Annotated in this window: 19 protein-coding genes; 16 read left to right on the forward strand and 3 right to left on the reverse strand. The window is 49.8% G+C overall.

Annotated features, from left to right (window positions below; genetic code table 11):
• Nucleotides 1-42: 42 nt before the first annotated feature.
• Both AB1611_02440 and AB1611_02445 read right to left on the reverse strand, forming a co-directional pair.
• The gene (locus AB1611_02440) at nt 43-627 is read right to left on the reverse strand and encodes a response regulator (GenBank protein MEW6378448.1); all 585 of its coding nucleotides are present in this window, start codon (nt 625-627) and stop codon (nt 43-45) included.
• Nucleotides 614-1,483, reverse strand: coding sequence for a response regulator (locus tag AB1611_02445; GenBank protein MEW6378449.1), 870 nt, complete (start codon nt 1,481-1,483; stop codon nt 614-616). The genes AB1611_02440 and AB1611_02445 overlap by 14 nt, the downstream gene beginning before the upstream one ends.
• A gap of 146 nt (nt 1,484-1,629) precedes the next feature.
• Here AB1611_02445 and AB1611_02450 point away from each other — a divergent pair, with 146 nt between their 5' ends.
• The 3 genes from AB1611_02450 to AB1611_02460 are packed head-to-tail and all read left to right on the forward strand — an operon-like array spanning nt 1,630 to nt 4,826.
• The gene (locus AB1611_02450) at nt 1,630-2,841 is read left to right on the forward strand and encodes an HD domain-containing phosphohydrolase (GenBank protein ID MEW6378450.1); all 1,212 of its coding nucleotides are present in this window, start codon (nt 1,630-1,632) and stop codon (nt 2,839-2,841) included.
• 24 nt (nt 2,842-2,865) lie between these two features.
• Complete coding sequence (locus tag AB1611_02455) at nt 2,866-4,218, forward strand: ATP-binding protein (GenBank protein ID MEW6378451.1); 1,353 nt, start codon at nt 2,866-2,868, stop codon at nt 4,216-4,218.
• Nucleotides 4,215-4,826 (forward strand): response regulator, encoded by a 612-nt coding sequence (locus AB1611_02460; protein ID MEW6378452.1) that lies wholly within the window; start codon nt 4,215-4,217, stop codon nt 4,824-4,826. Before AB1611_02455 ends, AB1611_02460 begins: the two co-directional genes overlap by 4 nt.
• A gap of 68 nt (nt 4,827-4,894) precedes the next feature.
• Here the strand turns inward: AB1611_02460 and AB1611_02465 are convergent, their stop codons facing one another.
• Nucleotides 4,895-6,172: an HD domain-containing phosphohydrolase gene (locus AB1611_02465; protein ID MEW6378453.1), complete on the reverse strand. Its 1,278-nt coding sequence runs from the start codon at nt 6,170-6,172 to the stop codon at nt 4,895-4,897.
• A 617-nt stretch (nt 6,173-6,789) separates the two neighbouring features.
• Here AB1611_02465 and lipA point away from each other — a divergent pair.
• The 13 genes from lipA to AB1611_02530 all read left to right on the forward strand — a co-directional run bounded on the left by lipA (nt 6,790) and on the right by AB1611_02530 (nt 21,338).
• Nucleotides 6,790-7,641 (forward strand): lipoyl synthase, encoded by an 852-nt coding sequence (gene lipA, locus AB1611_02470; GenBank protein MEW6378454.1) that lies wholly within the window; start codon nt 6,790-6,792, stop codon nt 7,639-7,641.
• Between the two features lie 82 nt (nt 7,642-7,723).
• Nucleotides 7,724-9,028 (forward strand): homoserine dehydrogenase, encoded by a 1,305-nt coding sequence (locus AB1611_02475; GenBank protein MEW6378455.1) that lies wholly within the window; start codon nt 7,724-7,726, stop codon nt 9,026-9,028.
• Nucleotides 9,029-9,060: 32 nt separating this feature from the next.
• On the forward strand, nt 9,061-10,008 hold the full coding sequence (nadA, locus tag AB1611_02480; protein ID MEW6378456.1) for a quinolinate synthase NadA: 948 nt from the start codon (nt 9,061-9,063) through the stop codon (nt 10,006-10,008).
• A gap of 16 nt (nt 10,009-10,024) precedes the next feature.
• The gene (alaS, locus tag AB1611_02485; protein ID MEW6378457.1) at nt 10,025-12,691 is read left to right on the forward strand and encodes an alanine--tRNA ligase; all 2,667 of its coding nucleotides are present in this window, start codon (nt 10,025-10,027) and stop codon (nt 12,689-12,691) included.
• An 84-nt stretch (nt 12,692-12,775) separates the two neighbouring features.
• Entirely contained in the window at nt 12,776-13,186 is a 411-nt protein-coding gene (locus AB1611_02490) for a hypothetical protein (GenBank protein ID MEW6378458.1), read from the forward strand.
• A 14-nt stretch (nt 13,187-13,200) separates the two neighbouring features.
• Nucleotides 13,201-14,892 carry an AarF/ABC1/UbiB kinase family protein gene (locus AB1611_02495; protein MEW6378459.1) on the forward strand — a complete coding sequence of 564 codons (1,692 nt, stop codon included), beginning with the start codon at nt 13,201-13,203 and terminating at the stop codon, nt 14,890-14,892.
• A gap of 103 nt (nt 14,893-14,995) precedes the next feature.
• Nucleotides 14,996-15,211, forward strand: a complete 216-nt coding sequence (locus AB1611_02500; protein ID MEW6378460.1) for a hypothetical protein — start codon at nt 14,996-14,998, stop codon at nt 15,209-15,211.
• A gap of 1 nt (nt 15,212) precedes the next feature.
• Nucleotides 15,213-15,653 (forward strand): hypothetical protein, encoded by a 441-nt coding sequence (locus AB1611_02505; GenBank protein MEW6378461.1) that lies wholly within the window; start codon nt 15,213-15,215, stop codon nt 15,651-15,653.
• Between the two features lie 1,113 nt (nt 15,654-16,766).
• Entirely contained in the window at nt 16,767-18,116 is a 1,350-nt protein-coding gene (locus AB1611_02510) for an AAA family ATPase (GenBank protein ID MEW6378462.1), read from the forward strand.
• A 264-nt stretch (nt 18,117-18,380) separates the two neighbouring features.
• Nucleotides 18,381-19,061, forward strand: a complete 681-nt coding sequence (locus AB1611_02515) for a septal ring lytic transglycosylase RlpA family protein (protein MEW6378463.1) — start codon at nt 18,381-18,383, stop codon at nt 19,059-19,061.
• 259 nt (nt 19,062-19,320) lie between these two features.
• Nucleotides 19,321-19,692 carry a hypothetical protein gene (locus AB1611_02520; GenBank protein ID MEW6378464.1) on the forward strand — a complete coding sequence of 124 codons (372 nt, stop codon included), beginning with the start codon at nt 19,321-19,323 and terminating at the stop codon, nt 19,690-19,692.
• A gap of 281 nt (nt 19,693-19,973) precedes the next feature.
• Nucleotides 19,974-20,492, forward strand: a complete 519-nt coding sequence (locus tag AB1611_02525; protein ID MEW6378465.1) for a hypothetical protein — start codon at nt 19,974-19,976, stop codon at nt 20,490-20,492.
• A gap of 18 nt (nt 20,493-20,510) precedes the next feature.
• Nucleotides 20,511-21,338: a formate dehydrogenase accessory sulfurtransferase FdhD gene (locus AB1611_02530; GenBank protein ID MEW6378466.1), complete on the forward strand. Its 828-nt coding sequence runs from the start codon at nt 20,511-20,513 to the stop codon at nt 21,336-21,338.
• Nucleotides 21,339-21,373 lie beyond the last annotated feature (35 nt).

The raw sequence follows: 21,373 nt of genomic DNA on the forward strand, positions 1-21,373 counted from the left end.
GTATGTAAGAAGTTCTGTACTAAGAGAGGGAAAGGCAGCGGGTTATTCTTCGGTGATATCCTGCGCTTCGTGCCCGCACTGAGCAATGATCTCGTCAAGATCCTGGTCAGTGAGGTCAAACATGTCCGAGGCGATGATAGCGCCATCGGCGTCGGTTTTGATTTTGGTGATCCCCGGACATTGCTCCTCCAGCATCCGGATGGTGGCTGCCTGTTGATTTACTTTCTTGAGCAGGTATCGGTTCTTGGCCTCCAGATCAAACCGCTCCAGGGCCTGATGAATGGTAACCATCAGCTCAAGGCTGTTCCACGGCTTGGTCAGAAAGCGGAAGATTTCTCCTTCATTAATGGCCCTGATAGCTGCCTCCAGACTGGCCTGGCCGGTAAGCATCACCCTGATGGTAAAGGGATGCCTCTCCCTGACCAGTTTCAGGAATTCACTGCCATAAAGGCCGGGCATCCGCTCATCGGAAATAACCAGATGGATCTTTTGTCTATCGATAATCTCAAGGCCTTCAATAGCGTTCGGGGCTGTAAAAATGACATATTTCTCTTCCGCCAGAGCACGTTTGAGCGACTTCAGGACCATTGGATCATCATCAACCAGGAGGATATTATGATTCTTCACTGTCAGCCCTCTCATCGGGGAATAGAACCAGGATCACCCCATCCGATGGTTCTATGGATGCAAATCGTATGGCTACAGCCCGTCCCGTAAAATTTTGAAAAAGGTTTCCCCTGCATTGCCGCTGTTTCATGTCACCTGTGGTAATATCCCGGATTATCCGCATGATCGGGTCCGGCAACAGATCGATGTCTTTCCTCCTGACCAGGGGTCTTCCGAGAAGTATCTGGGACTGCCTGTTGGCTACGGTAACGATCCCCTGGCTGTCAAAGGCCATAATCGGAACCGGAAAACAATCGATTATCTGCTGGGATAGAGACAATATCCGGTTTTGAGCCAGCAGGTCAGCGGTACGGCTGATTACCATTTGCTCCAGCTCTTCATTCAATTCACGCAGTTCCCGGTTCTGTTTGCGAACTATCTCGGTAAGCTGCCGGTTCTCCTCAAACAGACGGTAATGTTCAATGGCATTGCTCACCATAAGCTTCAGGTGGTCGTCATTCCAGGGCTTGGGAATGAATTTGTAGATCTCCCCTTCGTTAATGGCGGCGACAATAGACTTGGTATCGGCAAATCCGGATACGACTATTCTCACGATCTGAGGGTGGCGCTGGCGAACCTCTCTGAGAAAAGCTACCCCATCCATGCCTGGCATCCGGTAGTCAGCCATTACCAGGTGAACGGATTCTTTTTCCAGGATCGCCAGTCCATCCTGAGCATTTTCCGCCAGGAATAGCCGGTAATTATCTTCCATGAAAAGCCGCTGCAAAGATCGCAGTACATTCCGCTCGTCATCAACCACCAGGATGGAAGGGGAGAGAGAATCCTGCTGGTTGAGACTTATCTTACCAATCTCCATGATTGCCAATTCTCCGCGTGAAATGGAAGGTCAGCTTATTTTTTAATTCGGTACAATTCCTCCATCTCTTCAATCAGAGTGGTCTATCCCGGACAATTCTCGAAGAGAGGATAAATTTGGGCCGATGAAATCAATAGATAAGAGGTTTGCCCTTAATAGAGATGGATTTCCTCAAGGAGTCTGACCGGCTCATGATCGATAGAGTGAAGACTACTGATTTGAAAGTTGGAATGTATATTGACCGGATTGAAGCTTCCTGGTTTAAGCACCCGTTTTTTCTGAATCATTTCGTCATCCGTGCAGAAGCGGAAATTAAAAAGCTTATTGAGTCGAAAATTGAAACGGTCTATGTGGATTTTGAAAAATCGACCCATCTGAGCGAGAACCGGAATGGTAAAGCCAGGGTTCCCTTTGGGCAGGAAATCGAGAGGTCCAAGGCTATCTACCAGGAGTCACGTCTGGCAATTCAGGAGCTCATGCAGGACACGAAAATGGGAAAAAATATTAACTGTCCGCAACTGTATCAGCTGGTAGGCAATATGACAGACAGCATTTTCCGTAACTCACAGGCCCTCTTGAGCCTGTCCCGGTTAAAGGATTATGATAAATATCTCTACAGCCACTCCATCAATACCTGTATTTTATGTCTGTCCATCGCCCGCGAAATCGATATGGACCCTGATGAAGTCATGAGTCTCGGCATAGGCAGCCTGCTGCACGACATAGGGCTCATGAAGATTCCCCAGCATCTTTTACAGGAAAGCTATTCCCCCACCGTGCAGGAAGAGAACCTCATTAAAAAACATCCTGATTATAGTGCCGAAATATTGCGGGAAACGGAGGGAATAACTGAAGATGTGGTTCTTATGGCCCAAAACCATCACGAGAAATATAACGGCGATGGATATCCTCGCGGCCTGGCTGGAAGGTCCATCGGGACCTTCGGCCTGATAATCCGGATTGCCGACTTCTATGATCATATAACCAGCAAGTGGCGAAAACATGAGGCGGTCCTTCCCTTCGAAGCCATCAAGATGATTCTGGAGCGGTCCCAGACCGACTTTTCCCCTCTGTATGCGGCCAAGTTTGTTCAGTGCCTGGGAATCTATCCGATCGGCACCCTGGTCGAATTGAACACGCATGAGATCGGAATTGTCATGGAAATTAATCCGCAGGATGTCATGCGGCCCCGGGTGCTTGTCCTGACCGACCCACACTGCCTGCCGTTAAAAGAAAAAATCCTTGTGGATTTGACTGATCCTGACCAGGACACTCAGCAGAAAGAAATCATTCGTCCCTTGAATCCCCGCCTGCTGGGCATCGATCCGGAAGAATATGTGGCTCATTATCAAGGATAACGGAAAAAGGAACAGATAATAACTATGGCTAAGATACTCTATATTGAAGATGAGAAAATCCACAGGGATCTAATCAGAAACATTCTGTGCGAACATGAAATTATTGATGCCTCGGATGGATTTGAGGGGATCGAGAAAGCCCGGCAGGAAAAACCTGATTTAATCCTGATCGATATCAATCTTCCCGGCATAAATGGATATGAAACCACGACCAGGATCCGGAATATGGAAGGAATCCGGGCTATCCCCATTGTGGCTGTGACTGCTGACAGTGCTGATGAGAACAGGGAAATATCCCTGGCTGCCGGATGTGATGGATTTATCAGCAAACTCTCTCGCCTGGAAGAATACCGTCGTAAGGTTCAGTGGTATCTCGAAGGGAAAAAGGACGCTCTTGAGGATTCCGATAAACTCAATTACCTGAAAAAATACCAGGACCGGCTGGTTACCCATCTGGAAGAAAAAATAGCTGAGCTTGAAAGAGAGAAGAACAACTTAAAAACTACCCAGAGTCAGCTCCTGCAGCAGGAAAAAATGGCTTCCATCGGCCAGTTGGCAGCGGGCGTTGCTCATGAGATCAATAACCCGATCGGATACATCAACAGCAATCTGTGCACCCTGAAAAAATACCTGGCAAAGATCTGCCTGTATAAAAAGCATTGCCAGGAAGTATGGTCGGGCTTGAAAGATATTGACCACCCCAAGATAAAGGATGCCTTCCTGGACCTGGAAAACTGTTCCACAGAGCTTAAGTTGCCTTTTATTTTCGAGGATATTGAATCCCTGGTTGACGAATCCCTTGAAGGAACGGAGCGGGTCCGCAAAATCGTGGCTGACCTGAAGAGCTTTTCCCACCTGGATGAAGCGGAACTGAAGGATGCCGACCTCAACCAGGGATTGCAGAGTACCATAAATATTGTCTGGAATGAGCTCAAGTATAAGGCAAATTTGATCAAGGAACTGGGAGAAATCCCTCTGGTCCGCTGCTATCCTCAGCAAATCAATCAGGTTTTTATGAATTTATTGGTTAATGCCGCCCAGGCGATTGAATCCCAGGGGGAGATCCGGGTCAAGACATCCCTTGAGGAAGGACAGGTTCTGGTCGAAATCAGTGATACGGGTTGCGGTATTCCGCAGGAAAACCTGTCACGGATCTTTGAGCCGTTTTTCACCACCAAGGAAATCGGCAAAGGAACCGGGCTGGGGCTGAGTATGGCCTATGATATTATCCGGAAACATAGAGGGGAAATCCAGGTCACGAGCCAAATCGGAAAAGGAACGACTTTCCGGCTCCTTATTCCTCTGGATGGTGTGGATGTGCAGCACAAAAATACCCTGATACCGGGAGGAGAGGATAGGATAGGAAAGGAGCTATGAAAAGTTATAATATCTTGCTTGTCGATGATGATGCAGCAATCCTCAAAGCCTTGAAACGGGCTTTACTTGAAGAGGAAAAGGTTAGACAATACAATATATTCACTACGACAAGCCCTTTTGAAGCTTTCAACATTATCGAAAATTATAAAATACACCTGGTCATCTCGGACGAGAAAATGCCGGAGATGCCAGGGCATGTTTTTTTACGGCGAATTCGCAGCATGGCCCCCCAGACTATGAGAATAATGCTGACCGGACAAACGGACCTCAAAGTAGCTATTCAAGCAATCAATGAGGGTGAAATATACCGCTTTTTAACCAAACCGTGGGATAACTTCGAACTGAGCGTAATAGTTAACCAGGCACTTAACCTGTTTGACCTCGAAGCAAAAAACCGGTATCTCTTAAGAAAGGTAAATCAACAGGCTGCGACCCTGTGCGTTCTCGAAAACAGGTACCCCGAAATTTCCAGCGAAAAACCGGATGCTGAGAAGACAGCGGGGGACAGTAACTTCGCCGAGCTTACTGATGAGGAAATTAACGAGCTCATTGCCCAGTACGAACAGGAAACCAAAGGGTTCCCTCCCGCGGGAGGGAGTTCTGACTAGCCCCCTGCCATAACTGATTCTTTCATTTTTCTTTGTGCCTGCCCCTTTGCCCCTCTGAACCTGAGTAGTTACTGTTGATAAACATAAATCAGGTTCTTGATAGCGTTGATCTGTTTGAGCGAAATGAGGCTGGCTATATTTTCTTCCTGAAGAATAGTATCCTGCTGCATGAAAATAGCACCGTTGTTAGTTTTTACCGGTCTTGACAACTTCATACCTGGGGTCAATTTCTCGGCCGGCAGCCATATTTCTCCGCTCTGTGTGACTACACAAGCCTGCATTTCCTGAATAACCAGGCATAAGTAGTCCACGGTATTTGGATCCAGCAGAGTTCCCCGGTATTTTCTCAAGTAGGTCATGCACTGTTGATTCGATAAGTGTTTTCCCTCAATGGCAGTCTGCTTGAGGCGGTCGAACTCATCAGCCACCCTGATAATCCTGGCCAGCTTCGGGATTTCCAGTCCCTTGAGGCCGTCGGGGTATCCCTGACCATTATACTGTTCATGGTGGCTTCGGATAATCAACCCTATGTCCTTCAAGTTTCTGACAGAGCTGATTGCAGACTGGCCATTGACAGGGTGTTGTTTGAAGAGCTCCTGTTCGTTGGTACTCATGAGGTAGAAGGGCTTGTGGGGAAGTCCTTTGGGAAGGCTGATCAGGCCGATATCATGAAGCAGGGCTGCTATCTCCAGGTGTTCTAATTCGGTTTTCGTAAGAAGCATTTTCTGGCCGATCAGCTTGACGGTAACAGCCACTCTCTTACAGTGATCACCTATCAGATTGTCAAAATCAGATATCAGGGCAATACAAACCCGAATGAATGCCATAAAATTTTGCTTCAATTCCTGGCAAAGATTATCCAGTTCTTCGGTTCTCTTGCGAACCTTCTCTTCAAGCTGGAGGTTAATATTTTTCAGTTGTTCATTCTGCCGCTGAGTGATCTCCTGTAACCTTTTGTTCTCCTGCATAAGATTGTACTGCGCTAAAGCCTGCCTGACCTTGATTTTCAGGTCTTCATCAACCCAGGGCTTGGTGATATACAGATATATCTGACCCTGATTAATGGCTGAGATAGCTGCCTGAATATCGCTGCTTCCGGTCAGTAAAATACGCATAGTTTCAGGATACTTCTCCCGCACTTTTTCCAGTAACTGTGAACCGGTCATGTGAGGCATCTTTTGATCGGAAATAACAGCACTGACAGCATGAGTCTGTAATATTTTTAAAGCTCCGTCTCCGCTGTCAGCCGTGTAGATCTGATAATCATCGTCCTGAAAGAGCCTCTGCAGGGACCTGGTGATATTAGGCTCATCATCAACGAACAAAAGACTATTCTTGGGAGTCATATCGATTGCATCTCTTGCCTGAAAATTACCGGGAACATTTTTACACGAGCCGCTGGGGTGGAAAAAGCACCACGAGTATAAGGGTTGACGGTTTAAAGTAGTATCTATTATTTCATCGTCACCAATCCACCTACTCTACTGACAGAACTTGTTGCTGTTTGAAAATCACGTGTACCTTGAAAATGAGCGCGGCTATTATTTTCAATAACCCGCTCTGAGTGGGCTCAAGCCAAAACATCAACCCTGCGCAAGAAGCTCATTAACATTCCGGCAAGGCTGGTGAACCACTCAGGCAAGATGGTCATGTGTATCATTGACGGATTCCCTGATGTGGAGGTGTTTGCATCTATCCAAGAACAATTGCTATGGCGAATGGCACTTACCTAAGACAAGAAGGAGGACACGAAGAGCACGAAGAGAGAGAAAGAGAGGGACCCTATCCCTTAAATCACCTTGACAGCCAGGATAATAGAATATATAATGACCACATGATTTCTTGCATTTTGAATTAAGTTTATGGTTTTACGGTGACTGCTGCACACCTCAAGAGAACCAATCAATTGAACAAGGCCTAAGAAATTCACAGTGCCCCCGAGCCAGAGAGTAGAAGAAGTATCATGCAAAATAAATTCCCGGACTGGTTGCACAAAAAACCCATCAATGTAGAGCAGGTCCATACTGTCAAGTCACTGCTGCGGAAACTGAAAGTTCGCACGGTTTGTGAATTGGCCCGCTGCCCGAATACCGGCGAGTGTTTTTCAAAACCCACGGCGACCTTTATCATCCTGGGAGACAGGTGTACCCGGGGCTGCAAATTCTGCAACATCCAGAGCCAGGCTCCTGGCCGTCCTGACTTTGAAGAGCCGCTCAACATAGCTGAAGCCACGCGGGTCCTGGAGCTCAAACATGTAGTCGTTACCTCGGTAACCCGGGATGATCTGGCTGATGGCGGTGCCTATCATTTTGCAGCCACCTTATATCAGATAAAGAAGCACAACAAGGATGTGACCACCGAGGTACTGATACCGGATTTCATGGGCTCACCCAAGGCCATCCGGACTGTTGTGGATATGAATCCGGATATCCTGAATCATAATGTGGAAACCGTTCCCCGGCTGTATGAGCAGATTCGTCACAAGGCAAATTATGAGCGTTCCCTGAAGGTGCTGCGCAGCGCCAAGCGGATGAATGGCAAGCTCAGGACAAAGTCCGGTCTGATGCTTGGTCTTGGCGAGAAGGAAGATGAGATTATCGAAGTCATGAAAGATCTGAAAGCGGCGCAGTGCGATATTTTAACTATCGGACAATACCTTCAGCCGAGCAAGGACCACATTTGTGTTCAGGAGTACATTAAACCTGAAGATTTCGTAAGATATAAAGAGATTGCCCTGGGATTGGGTTTTTCGCACGTTGAGTCTGCACCCTTTGTACGCAGCTCGTATAATGCAGAAGTTGTCTGTCGCAGTTGACCAAACGACTTTGTGAGGGCTCAAGCGGAGAGTATTCCGAAGCCCTTTTTTTCATCGGAAAACGGAAAAGAGGCGTGATGGCATGGATATCAAGGTGGGTCTTATCGGACTTGGTACGGTTGGCCGGGGAGTGGTCAATATCCTGATGCAGGATTCGCAGGTTCTAACCGCTCATCTGGGTTTTCCCGTGCAACTGGTTAAAATTGCTGACATAAACCCGAAGCGGGCTGAAGGACTGAATTTGCCTTCCGGAATGCTGACAACCAGTGCAGAGGAAATTCTTCATGATCCGCAGATTCAGATTGTCATTGAGTTGATTGGCGGCTATGAGCCGGCCAGGACCTTTCTCCTTCAGGCTTTTTCGCACGGCAAGCATGTTGTGACTGCGAACAAGGCACTTTTGGCCAAACATGGAGAGGAGATATTTGAGGCTGCCGCGGCCAGGCAGGTGGATATTGGCTTCGAGGCCAGCGTTGGCGGAGGAATTCCGATCATCAGGGCTGTCAGGGAGGGCCTGGCGGCTAACCGCATCAAGTCGGTTTATGGCATTATCAACGGAACAGCCAATTATATTCTGACCGAGATGGAAAGACGGGGAAGCTCCTTTGAGAGCGTTCTCAGTGAGGCTCAGGCTCAGGGCTTTGCCGAGGCTGATCCCACCTTCGATATCAAGGGAATTGATACGGCCCATAAGCTGGCTATCCTTGCCTCTTTGTGCTTTGGTACCCGCCTCTCTCTCGATACGATATTTATCGAAGGGATTGACCGGATTACCCCCCTTGATTTGCAGTTTGCCAGGGAACTTGGTTACAAGATCAAGCTTTTGGCTCTGGCTAAAGATGTCAATGGTGAAATTGAGGCCAGGGTCCATCCAACCCTGCTTTCTCAGGATTACCTTTTGGCTACTGTGGATGGAGTGTTCAATGCCATCTCTGTGGTTGGCGAGCGGGTCGGGTCAACCATGTTCTACGGCATGGGTGCCGGCGAGCAGCCGACAGCGACCGCCGTGCTCAGCGATGTCATGGAAATTGCCCGAAACATCCGAAAAGGCATTACCCGGCGGATAACTCCAACCTCATTCTCCGAAGAGTATATCCAAGAGAAAAAAGTGAGAGATATCAATCAGATTGTCTCTGCTTACTACCTTCGATTCTCCGCCCTGGACAAACCAGGAGTCATGTCGAGGATTTCCGGAATACTTGGTGAGCATAATATCAGCCTTGCTTCAGTCATTCAGAAGGAGCGGCGGGTTGGAGAGGCGGTTCCGATCGTCATGATGACTCATGAAGCCCTGGAGCAGAATATCCAGAATGCTCTCGGCGAGATTAACAGCCTCCCCTTTGTTACTGAAAAAGCGAACCTGATCCGGGTAGCGAAGCTTGATTAACGAGGCGAAAGAACAAAATGGAACAAGTGGTTATGTCAGCAAAAGAACAAGTGGTTATGTCAGCAAAAATGGAAAACGAATACCTTACCGAGCAAATCACGAGATTGAGACAGGAGAAAAAGGCTGTCATTCTGGCTCATAATTATCAGCGGCCGGAATTACTGGACATAGCCGATGTCCAGGGGGATTCCCTGGAGCTGAGCCGGGCAGCGGCCAAAACCGAAGCCAGGGTCATTGTCTTCTGTGGTGTGCGGTTTATGGCGGAAACAGCTTCGATCCTCTGTCCGGACAAGGTGGTTTTACTGCCGCAGGCCGATGCCGAATGCCCTCTGGCCAATCATATATCCGTGGACCAGGTGCGCGGCATGCGGGAAAAATACCCGCAGGCTATGGTAGTCTGCTATGTAAACTCGTCGGCTGAGGTCAAGGCAGCCAGCGATATCTGCTGCACCTCGGCCAATGCCGTCCGGGTGGTGAACTCGCTGAATGGCGCACGGCAGGTGGTGATGCTTCCGGATAGAAATCTGGCCCGCTATGTGGCCCGGCATACTGATAAACAGATTATTGCCTGGGAAGGGGGATGCCCTGCTCATTGCCAGTTGCAGGCCGAAGAGGTGCTGAGCATGAAAGTTGCCCATCCGGAAGCCAGGTTCATGGCCCATCCGGAATGTGATCACAAGGTCCTGGAACTGGCCGATTGCGTGACCAGCACTTCGGGCATGCTCCGGTATGTGGATCAGTCCGGGGCTCCGGAATTCATTGTCGGTACTGAGGAAGGAATGGTCCATGTGCTGAAGGTGGCCTTTCCTGATAAAGTGTTTTATCATTTTCCCCGGCCCATGATCTGCCGGGATATGAAAAAAATTACCCTGGCCTCGGTGTATGAGGCCCTTGTCAGAATGCAGCATGTGGTCAGCGTTTCTGATGACATTCGAAAACCCGCTCTGGAGTGTATATCCAGAATGATGAAGGTCGGGTGACGGGAATAAGAATACTATGGAATCAAAAGAGATAAGATCAGCTTTTTTACGGTTTTTTGAGGAAAAGGGTCATACGGTCCTGCCCGGCTCTTCGCTGGTGCCGCATGGGGATCCCACCCTGCTGTTTACCAATGCCGGAATGGTCCAGTTTAAGGATATTTTCACCGGCAAGGCAGCGCGGGCCTTTCCCAGAGCAGCCACCTGCCAGAAATGCGTGCGGGCCGGAGGAAAGCACAACGATCTTGAGAACGTCGGCTATACGGCCCGGCATCATACCTTTTTCGAGATGCTGGGTAATTTCTCCTTCGGCGATTACTTCAAGCAGCAGGCTATCGAACTGGCGTGGGAGTTTCTGGTCAGCCGGTTGAACCTGCCCAGGGAAAAACTCTGGGTTACCATCTTCCGCGAGGATGATGAAGCCTTTCGGATCTGGACTGAAACAATCGGCCAGCCGCAAGAGCGAATCGTCCGTCTGGGAGAAAAAGATAATTTCTGGGCTATGGGAGATACCGGCCCCTGCGGTCCCTGCTCGGAAATCCTGATCGATCAGGGCCCTGAATTCAGTTGCGGCCAGCCCAATTGTGCACCGGGCTGTGACTGTGACCGCTACCTGGAATTGTGGAACTTGGTCTTTATGCAGTATGAGCGCTCGAAAGAAGGGGTATTATCTCCTCTGCCAAAGCCGAGCATCGATACCGGCATGGGTCTTGAGCGCGTTTCGGCTGTCTTGCAAAGGAGCCGGTCAAACTATGAGACCGACCTTTTCTGGCCGGTTATCCGGTTCATCGGGGAGCTTTCAGGCCGCGAATATCTGACCGGCTGTTTCGGGGCCAAGGATAATGTCTCGATCCGGGTAATTGCCGACCATGCCCGCTCCTGCACCTTTTTGATTGCCGACGGGGTCCTCCCCTCGAATGAAGGCCGGGGGTATGTCCTGCGGCGGATCATCCGGCGGGCCGCCCGGCATGGCAAGATGCTGGGCATCGAGCGGCCCTTCCTGTTTCAGACCATCGAGCGGGTGGTATCGACCATGAAAGATGCGTATCCTGAAATCGAGGACCGGCAGGGGCTGATCGCCTCCGTGGTCAGGCAGGAGGAGGAGCGTTTTTCGCATACCCTGGAGCGGGGTATGGCTGTACTCGATGAAATCATAGCCAGAGCACGTCAGCAGGCGGATTCCGGCCAGGCGGAAAAGGCGCGGATCGTGCCGGGTGAGGATATCTTCAGGCTGTATGATACCTTCGGCTTTCCGGTGGACCTGGCCCAGGATATCCTGAAGGAAAACAGCCTGGAATTCGATCAGGCAGGATTTGAGGCTGCTATGGATCAGCAGCGGCAGATGGCCCGGCAGGCCTGGGTGCAGGGGGCTGAGAGCAGGGAGCTTTCTCCCGCCCTGGTGCAACTGGGCCGCGAGCTTCCTCCAACCTGGTTTCTCGGATACACCGATGAGGAATGCCAGGCCAGGGTTCTGGCCATTCTCCGCAATGGTGAGCGGGTCAGCAGGGCGGAGCAGGGGGATGAGGTGGACATTATTCTCGATAAAACCACCTTCTACGGAGAAAAGGGCGGACAGGTCGGAGATCAGGGCATCCTGGAAAAAGAGGGGATGCGGGCTGAAGTATTCGACACCCGGTGGCCGACTCCGTCGCTTGTCATCCACCGGAGCCGGATCAAAAAGGGGCACCTCCAGGAGGGTGACGAGGTTCAGACCAGGATCGACCGGGAGCGGCGAAAAAGCATTGCCCGCAATCACACGGCCACCCACCTTTTGCAGGCCGCCCTGCGGCAGGTTCTGGGCGACCATGTCAAACAGTCCGGCTCCCTGGTGGAACCCGATCGCCTGCGGTTTGACTTTACCCATTTTACCGCTGTCCTTCCGGAGGAACTGGAGAGGGTCGAATCCCTGATCAATGAAAAGGTAGTCGAGAACCTGGCTGTAAACACTACGGTCATGAACCGGGAGGAAGCGGTCAGGGTGGCCACTGCCTTATTCGGCGAGAAATATGAACAGGAAGTGCGGGTGGTCCGGACAGCGGATTTCAGCTCCGAAGTGTGCGGAGGAACCCATACCGGGAGTACGGGGGAAATCGGCCTCTTCAAGATCACCAACGAGTCGAGCATTGCCGCTGGAGTGCGAAGGATCGAGGCCATAACCGGCTTTGGCGCATACCAGTACGTTCGCCAGATCGAGCAGGAAGTCAGGAGCACGGCCAGACTCCTCAAATCGGATCTGGCCATCAGCCGCAAGGTCGAACAACTGGTGGCCGTAAGCCGCCAGCAGGAGAAGGAAATCCAGCGGCTGAAGGAAAAACTGTCAGCCAGCATCACCGCCGCTATCCTGGAATACCGCCGCCAGGTGGACGATATTACGGTCCTGGCCCATCACATCAGGGAGCTTGAGCTGGATGCAGCGGGATTGCGCGATATGGCCGATCTTCTCAAAGACCGCCTCCGCTCCGGAATTATTGTCCTTGGCAGCACGCAGGACGGCAAGGTGAACCTGGTGGCCGTGGTGACCAATGACCTGAGCAACCGGTTCCATGCGGGAAATATTATCAAAAAAATTTCAGCTATCGTCGGAGGCAGTGGGGGAGGCCGTCCCACCATGGCTCAGGCCGGAGGCAACAGACCGGAGAAATTGGATGAGGCCTTGTTGCAGGTAGCTGAAATTGTTAAAGAATAGGAGTCAGGAGTCAGGAGTCAGGAGAGAATAGGGGCGGCCCCCTGTGGCCGCCTTTGGGAGTCAAACGCTATCTTGAGGGGGAAGATGATGAGCGAAGAGAGTAAGTTCAGTGAGTTTTTCCAGAAGTTATTCGCGGCGGGATATGGATTTATCACCTTTTCTGAAGAGAAGGCCAGGAACTTTATCGATGAAATGATCCGCAGGGGTGAGATCAGCCAGAAAGAGGGCGAAGGGCTGATGAAGAATATCATGGAAAAAATCCATACCGGCAGCCGGGAGACCGAGCAGAAGGTCAGGGAAATGATCCGCAAGTATTCGAAAACCGCTCCTGCTCAGAAGGCTCCCGAAGGGGAGGAACTGAGTGCGGCAGCTAAAGCTCAGATCGATGAGCTGCGAATCAGAATTGCCGAACTGGAAAAGAAACTGGCTGAAATGGATACGAGAAAAGGCGCTCAGGAAACAGGCCAGACAGAGGAGCCAACAGGGCAATCCTGATTGCTAGTGCAGGTATGCCCCTTTCCGGTCTGAATCAGACATATAAAAATATCCGCCGGTTCCAGACCATTCTGAATGTCCTTTTCAAGAATGGTTTTGGACATCTGATCGAGCGGCTCAATCTCCAGCACCTCATCACCGCAGGTCAGCGGGTAATCGGACTCAAGAGATATCCGCCACTCGAAGCGGACAGGATATCCATGCCTATCCGTGCCCGGATGGTGTTTGAAGAGCTTGGGCCTACCTTTATCAAGCTTGGTCAACTGCTGAGCCTGAGGACCGATCTTATTCCCGAAGAATTCGCCGCTGAATTCCGGAAGCTTCAGGACAGGGTGCCTCCGGTCCCTTTCAGTGAAATTAAAGAGCAGATCGAGTCGGAGCTGAAAGTTCCGCTGGAGTCGGTCTTCTCGTATGTTGAACCGATCCCCTATGGGTCCGCTTCCATTGCCCAGGTTCATGAAGCTATCCTGCCTGACGGACGGCAGGTCATGCTCAAGGTGCAGCGGCCCAAGATCACCGAAATAATCGAGACCGACATCAGCATTCTCTTCCACCTTGCCTATCTGCTTGACCGGTATGTTCCGGAAAGCAAAGTCTATTCCCCATCGGACATTGTCGATGAATTTTCCCGGTCCATCAAGCGTGAGCTTGACTTTACCATCGAGGCCGGTAATACTCAGCGCTTTGCCAATAACTTCGCCAAAGACCGGCATGTAGTGATTCCCAAGGTCTACTGGGAGCTGACTACCAAAAAAGTTCTGGTTCTGCAGCGGCTCAGTGGCGTACGCATCGACCAGATTGAGACCCTGAAGGCGCGGGGATGGAGCACCTCGAAGATCGCAGTTTTAGGCTCAAAGATTTTTTTGAAGCAGATTCTGGAATACGGTTTTTTTCATGGCGATCCGCATCCCGGAAATCTCCTGGTAGTGGACGAGGATGTTCTGGCGTTGATCGATTTTGGAATCGTCGGACGGATGGACAGGGAGCTTAAGGAGAGCTGCTCGATTATCTTTTTCTCCCTGCTGAACAAAGATTATGAAAGACTGGTTCAGGAGTATATTAAAGTAGGATTTACCTCACCCGATACCAATATCAGGCATTTCCGGCAGGACTTGACCGAACTGCTCGATACCTATCTCGACCGGCCCATGAAGCTTCTCAATATCGGGGAAATTATCACGCATACCATTGAAATCTCTCTGCGGCATCACATCAAAACCCCGAAGGATATTATCCTCCTGGGCAAAACCCTCCTGTTTATCGAAAGCATCGGAACCGAGCTTGATCCAAATATCAGCCTGCTGGCCATATCCCGGCCATACGCCCGGAGGCTGATAAGCAGAAGGTTCCACCCCCGGAGGCTGTTCAACGAGGTCAGAACCAGCCTGCTCGATATCTCCGACCTTATCAGGCCACTCCCCCGGCAACTGCGCACCCTGATCCAAAAACTCATCGACGGCAAGCTGGAGATCGAATTCGTGCACCTTGGCCTGGAAAACCTGATCCATGAGATCGACCGCTCCAGCAACCGGATATCCTTCGGGCTGATCATCTCTTCATTGATCATCGGCTCTTCCATTGTCATGCACACCCAGATCGGCCCGGCAATCCTGGGGTTGCCAGCCATCGGCATTGCAGGCTACCTGTCCGCCGCAGTCATGGGGATATGGCTGGTGATTTCGATCCTGCGGTCAGGGAAGCTGTAAGGGGGCTGTCTTCTCACCTTCTTGCAATTATTCCCGGAATGCGTTATCTTTCAGGATAGAGACTGGAGGGGACGAAGGGCAGGATGGATGGAGAGCGAACCGTATGGAGAGTAGAAGATATGGAAAAAGTGATGAGAGTAATGAGCTTATTCCGGGAGGAGTTCCTCCCGAAGGAGAAGAGGTTGTATGTGCCGAGTATGACAGTGGATGGAAGGAGGCCATAGAGCAGTATTTTACGGAGTTTTTGTCCTTTTTCTTCCCGGCTGCTTATGCTGAGGTGGACCTTCGAGGATGCAAACAATCTTGCTCATCGCTATGAGGTGAACCGATGGGGATTCAGACTGCTGTTTGACTTTCCCCTGGTGAAACTGGTGGATTACCGGGCACGGATCGAAGAGCTTGAGGCCAGCACTAATCCCTTCGGGATCATTGTCCTGGCTCATCTTCGCAGCCTTGAGACCAGAAAGGATATGATGAGCAGGCTCTCCTTTGAACTGAGTCTGGTCAAGGTGCTCTATGAAAAAGGATACAGCAGGCAGGATATCCTGAATTTATATCGATTCATCGACTGGCCGATGGTGTTACCGGAAGGGCTTTCCCTTCGGTTTCACGAGCAGATCGAAGCTTATGAGGAGGAAAAGAAGATGGCCTATGTGACTACCGCCGAAAGAATAGGCAGACAACGGGGAATACAGGAAGGGGTGCAGCAGGGATTGAGGCAGGGGCTGCTTTTGAGGCTGTTGCCCCGGGGCTGGAGTTAAAGTTTGGGGAGGATGGTTTGCGGCTCTCCGGGCGGATCAACCAGATAGATTCAATCGAGCAGTTGGAGAAGATTAAAGAAGCGATCAGAACAGCAGCAAACATTCAGGAAATCGAAACCCTGATTGGGCAAGGCTAGTGTAATCTGTGGAGCTGATCAGCGACAAATAGCGGAAGCCATTAAGATTGCCGCTATCTCTTGAGGCCAATACCTTAGCCCTCAAAAATCTGCTACTATGCATGGTAGTCTCCAAACAAATGAAAACTGGGGTCAGGCATTGAATTATGAGGTTGGGCGATACATTCACGATTCAAGGCACGAACCCCAGACTTTACGCGGAAAGATGAACCCTTCAGCGCACTAACTAATCTTTAATTACTCCATCTTCCCAGGCAGGGCCTCGAATGTACCTTAACATTTTCCCAAATAGTCGGGGCATATTGTTTGAGTTCCTTTTATGATATGGTGATCTATCAATAGAAATCGGAATGCTTCTTGCGTAATTTGATCTACAGGTTAGATCAATTTCAAACTGATTTTTATTTCAACCCCTGAAATTTCAGGGGTTGAGAACCGCCGTGCATAAATCATTCCGAACGGTATTGGGCCAGTAATGTAAAAAGCTCAAAAAGATAGCTGCACTAACGTAACTGCATTGACGATCGGATTGGGCCCGCGGGCTTGCGCCCGCGGGCCCGGCACATCGATGAGAGACAATAATGCACAATTTGACAGGCAGGATGCGGAAGCCCGGTTTGTATTTGCATTTTTGCAATTCATTAGCAATAATGCAAGCGATCTCCTTTTTACTTATCAATCTTGAATCGGGATTAATCCGTCATCTTCTTGCCGTATCTTTTTATGCAAAAATGCAAATCGATCGGTTTTGATACGGCGGGTGAGCTTTTTCGGACACCCATGCAAAATATCGACTGATACCTGGCAACAGATTGATAAATTGGCTCTTCCAGGCAGTACCCCGAAGAAAATGCAAATTTTCTCTACCCTGATCTTTATCCGGCACCTATCTTGCATGATTTCCCACCAGAAGTCAAGAAGCTTAAGGCACCTGAAGTAAAACTAACCCAGCAAGTAAAGCGTGAAGGTGAAGAAGATGAGAGTTGAAAGGAAAGCAGTGGCTTATACCCCTCCGAATGAGGAACCCGATGAGGGGACGTTCGAGATAGTCAAAAAACTCAATGGTCTGATCGAGTTTATCAGCCATCAGATTGTTGGCCGGGAAGAGATCATCCGCCAGTCGTTCTATGCTCTTCTTACGGGAGAGCATCAGTTGCTCTTCAGCCGGACCGGTATGGCCAAAAGCCTCCAGGCAAGGCAGATATTCAATTGCTTCGAACAGGTCACGGTTTTTGAAAAGCAGCTTACCAAAGACACCATGCCCGATAATCTGTTTGGGGCTTACGACATTGTCCAGCTCAAAAGAGGGAAACTGGTTCACAATGTCGATGGCTCCATCGTGCTGGCTGATTTCGCCTTCCTGGATGAGGTCTTTGATGCTAATGACATGCTCCTGCGCTCATTGCTTTCTCTTTTGAATGAAAAAAGGTTCATGAATGGGGGCGAGCAGATTTCTTCACCGCTCAACACCGTTATCGCCACAGCCAATTACGTGCGGGTCACGGAAGTGCTGGAGGCTGTTTTGGACAGGTTTTTGTACAAGAGCTTTATTCCGGAGAACAAGAACCTGTATCTCCAGATGCTTATCGACTATGTTTTTCGCGAAAATCATGGCCGGGTAGTCGACCCACAGGTAAAAATCAATCTGGAGGAGCTCTGTGCTCTGAAGAATATCATTAACAGCCAGCGTATTGAAATTCCGGATTATATCCTTTTTCTGAAAAACTATATTGTAAGAAGATACATCGAGGAGGTAAGGTCCACAGATCCTGAACGGCCCGATTTCATCATTGGCGACCGAACCAGTGTCAAGATTCAGAACCTGCTGCGTGCCTCGGCAATTCTCGATTACCGGACAGCGGTGGAGGAGAAGGATCTTGAGCAGATGTATTACCTGATTTGCATGCTGGGGAAAAACAATGAGAAAGAGCGTCTATCCACAATCGTGGAAACTGCCCGGAAATACTTTGGAGACGATAAGGAAGTGCTGGAAGACATTCTTCCTATCAGCCGGCTGGTGTGGGAAATGAAAAGGTCCAGAGGAGAAGATGATCCCCTGAAATCGGCAAGGATGATCTCGGCAATGGAAGGAATTGAGGATGCGTTGAAGGATAAGGGTAACCGTCGTGGCTTTCGGAAGAAGCTGGCTGACATGATGCCGAAAAGGGTTATTACCCTGCCTCACAAATCGGAAATGGAAAGAATCGTGAGTATGGTTCGTCAGTATTGTACTACTTTGAAAAATATAGCTGCGAAAAAGGAAACTATTGAGCTTATCAGTGGATTGGAGGAAGACCTGGATAATTTCCGGCTTAGGCCGCAATAAGTAAGCGATTGAAGCAGCAAGAGTTTTTTAGGCCCCAGGCAGAGTTATGGCGACCCCAGCAATTTAAATTTCTCGGCTCGATGAAGCAGGCGGAGAATTTCTCTTCTCATGAGCCGGATAAAAAAAGCATCAAACCCTCTTCACCCCATACCGGCAAGGCGACATGCCGGGCAAGGGCCCCTGGCAGAACAAGCCAGGGGCCCTTCTCTCCCATTTTCGTTTTTCTTTCTTGATTCTTCAAGAGTAAAAATGGTAAAAATAGCCATGCGTATTTTTCCCCCTCTCTTCCGATACAGCTTGATTTTGGCGATCTGTGCCACCTGTCTGGCCTGTGCCACAAGGCCGCTGCGTCTTCCTCCGCCAGCAGGTCCCCGAAAAGGCCCCGAATTTCCTCTCAACTATACGGAAGAAGGAATCGCTTCCTGGTATGGTGCTGATTTTCACGGCAGAAGGACCGCCAATGGAGAGATCTATGATATGTACAAGAATACAGCGGCTCACCGATATCTCCCCCTGGGCTGTTATACCCAGGTGGTTAATCTGAAGAATCAAAAGTCTCTTGTAGTCAAGATCAATGACCGGGGGCCTTTTGTCAAGGACCGGATCCTTGACCTTTCCTATGGTGCGGCCTGTGCTCTGGGAATGGCTGAAGATGGCCTCGCACCGGTAAAGATCGAGTTGATTCGGCTGCCAGAGCAGGGAGGGGAGCAGGAAGGTGGTTTCTTTATCCAGATTGGCGCCTTCAGTTATCAGGCCAATGCTGATCGCTTGCAGCAGCAGCTTTCCGTCCATTATCCAACCCGTCAGGTAGTCTATCAGAGGCCGGACTCCCCGCCGCTTCACCGGGTCTGGATCGGCCCCTTCGAGCATATTTTCTCAGCCCGCAAAACCTTACAGGAGTTTGAGACCATGGGCTACACCGACTCTTTTATCGTAGCCGAGTAAAAAGTGTGGATACCTGCCCTTTGCTCTCTCTTGCCAAAGAGGGCTGGAAATGGTATGGTTAATTGTTCGATAATGATGGTTATACTGTGAACGGGTGAATATTGAACTTTTTGCTCAGGAGTCAGAAGCCAGGAGTCAGAAGTCAGGAGCCAGGAGCCAATACCTTCTTCTGAATTCTGACTCCTGACTCCTGGCTCCTTTGGAAAAGTTCAGTTCTAAGCCGTTTATAGTATAACTATTCATCAAACAGGGGAAAGAGATGAATTCGGATATCATTTTTAATTCCTTCGGTTTATTCATCCTGGGTCTGGTACTGCTCTTTGGTTCCTACGATATCCTTCTGCGCCTTATCCATAGCCAGCAGAGAAGAAAGACCGGGCTGGTTATATCCTGCATCTTCCTGGCAGTCATGGGAGCGGTGTTCCTGATTCTCTCCATTCTCATGCTGGCCAAACTCTATGCAAGCAGCAAATCGCTGTTCTTTACCGGCGTGGTCATTTTTGTCGCTGTGGCTGGAGGCACGTTTCAACTCATGAAATGGAAGCGCGAGATTGCCCGTGAGGACTGGAACATGCAAACCCGTCAGGGCGATGAAACACCCGGGATGAAGGGGCATCCCAAAGAGAGATGATCTAAAGGGAAAGAAAAATATGAAACCAAATGTACAGGAATACATTTCAGAAATAGAGCGCCTCTATTCGGAGATAGACAAGTGGATAAAAAAACAAGCCGCTTATCCTTAAAAGAGAAGATATTGAAATTAATGAGGAATTACCAGGCCATTATAAGGCCCCTCGTCTTTTCCTCCAAGATCAGGAGGGAAAGCAAATTGCAGAGTTACGACCTGGCGGGGAAAAGCTCGTTTAGTAGATGCCGGCCTTTTTCTGGAACTTCTTTCAGAGGTCTCAGATTATGCAGTCGGATAATCCCTTGGAGCCTATATGGCAAGCCTATCAAGTGACCAGAGACTGCCTGAAAGTTGCCCAACGGGCTATCAATAAGCAGCAGCCATCATTTCTCGGGGGAACTCAATGTGTGGGCATTCCTCAACAGGAAGCTACCCAATGGATTGTTATGAGCCGTGACGAATCCGATGATTGTGTAATCCTTTCTCTTTGGGCAGTATTTGAGCGGATTATCATCGATTACATGCAGAGGAAAGGACAAAAGATACTTGATGAATCTCCTAAGGTCTTTTCACAAAAGTTTTATAAACAGCTTCAGAGAGAGGTGGAGTACTGGAAGATAGACGATATCTTAGATCTTTTTAAAGGAACTATTGATCCAATTTTAATCGGGCATGCCAAGCAAATCAAAGATCATCGGGACTGGGTAGCACACCGGAACATCAATCGAGGCAAGGTCTTACCTGATTTTGCTTATAAAATCTTATCGGAAATCCTGAGTCAGATTCAACAGCCCGCAGAGTAACCCAATAAGGACCGGAAGGTGAAGGATCATACAACCGTTGAAGTTACCAAAATCAGGAAATCCGGGGTCTTTTCAATCCAGGATGAAGTCATTCGGGAAATCCCCCTGACGATCCGGATTAACGGCACCCCGTGCGCGACCCTGATGCGCACTCCGGGGCGGGAAAGAGAATTAGCCCTTGGTTTTTGCTTTACTGAAGGCATCTTGCCTGATTCATGGCGGGAAGGCGGTCTTCAATGGGAAGATTGCAATCCGCAGGGCAATACCATCGGCCTGCAGATCGAACATTCCCCCGCGTTCCAGCCTGCCAGGCCCCTGTCTTCTCCTTCCTCCTTGACTGATTCTGCAGAGATCAGATTCATGGAACCGGAACCTTCTGGGGATGAGACTGAAATAGCCAACCGGATCTCTCCCTCCGTGGGCACAATCGACTGTCAACTGCGAATCCCGCTGCCGGTTCTGCACAGCATCGAGGGCCAGGCCCGGCAAAAGCAGGCCCTTTTCACCCTTACCGGAGCGACGCATGCAGCCTGTATCTTTGATCATCAGGGAAATTACCTTTTCTGTTTCGAGGATATGGCCCGGCATAACGCTTTGGATAAAGCCATCGGGCACGCTTTACTTGCCGGGGTGGAGCTTGGCGATAAAATTTTATTCCTGAGTGGCCGGACTAATTACACCCTGATTTGCAAGGCGGCCCGCTGCCGCATTCCCCTGGTTGCTTCCGTCTCCGCTCCCACCTCACTGGCAGTGAGTTTAAGCAGAAGGGTCGGGATAACGTTGATCGGATTTTTGCGCTCCGGAGAAATGAATATTTACGCAGGAGCGGAGCGGATCGTTATGTAAAGAAGACAGGAGTCAGGAGTCAGGAGTCAGAAGAG

Source organism: bacterium (assembly GCA_040755755.1).
Classification (GTDB): domain Bacteria; phylum SZUA-182; class SZUA-182; order DTGQ01; family DTGQ01; genus DTGQ01.